The organism is Bradyrhizobium sp. WSM4874 (assembly GCF_055811835.1).
This window is the reverse complement of sequence record NZ_JBVVPR010000267.1, coordinates 1-269: the sequence shown is the minus strand read 5'-3', so window position 1 is coordinate 269 and position 269 is coordinate 1. Positions and strand designations below refer to the sequence as shown.

1 protein-coding gene is annotated in these 269 nt (G+C 62.8%); it reads right to left on the bottom strand.

The features are described 5' to 3' along the window. On the bottom strand, positions 1-222 hold a 222-nt coding region (locus AC0L3P_RS40310), incomplete at its 3' end, for an IS3 family transposase (protein WP_473309500.1). Positions 223-269: the final 47 nt, after the last annotated feature.

The following is a 269-nucleotide window of genomic DNA, read 5'->3' as shown; positions in this document are numbered from 1 at the left end:
GAGATAGAGAAAGCCGCGCCCGATGGGCAGATACGTGATGACGGCCGCCCACGCCTGGTTCGGCCGGTCGATCGTCATGTTGCGCAGCAGATAGGGATAGATCTCGTGGCCCGGCGCCGGCTTTGTCGTGTTCGGCTTCGGTCCCAGCGCCGCGATGCCCATCTTGCGCATCAACCGCTGCACACGCTTGCGATTGACCTGAAGCCCCTCAGTCTTCAGCATCGCGATCATTCGCCGCGAGCCTAGGAATGGCCAGGCGGTGAACAGCT